The organism is Segatella copri (assembly GCF_019127135.1).
GTDB lineage: Bacteria > Bacteroidota > Bacteroidia > Bacteroidales > Bacteroidaceae > Prevotella.
In genome coordinates, this window is sequence record NZ_JAHOEA010000216.1 from 1 (window position 1) to 322 (window position 322).

1 protein-coding gene is annotated in these 322 nt (G+C 40.7%); it reads left to right on the plus strand.

Annotation, left to right across the window (positions count from 1 at the left end; genetic code table 11):
* The coding region (locus tag KSW37_RS15920; RefSeq protein WP_301331753.1) for an amino acid--tRNA ligase-related protein at positions 1-228 on the plus strand (228 nt) is incomplete at its 5' end.
* Between the last annotated feature and the right edge of the window lie 94 nt (positions 229-322).

Genomic DNA, 322 nt, shown 5'->3' on the forward strand with positions numbered 1-322 from the left:
AGCATAGCCGGTTACTACAACCTTTGCCTCTGTGTTCTTGTTCAGGAAGTCAACCTACTGTTCCCACAGATTGGTGAGATTATCGGTGGTTCTGTCCGTGAGGAGAGTTATGACAAGCTGATGGGTGAGATTGAGGCTCGCAACATCCCTATGAAGGATATGAACTGGTATCTCGATACCCGTAAGTATGGTTCATGCCCACACGCAGGTTTCTATAAAAGTTTATAATTTGATTCACTAGTGTCCCGTTAAAACGAGACGATTATTAAATAAGTTATTAATACTCAAAAGTTTACGGACTTTTTACAGTGTATTCGATTTG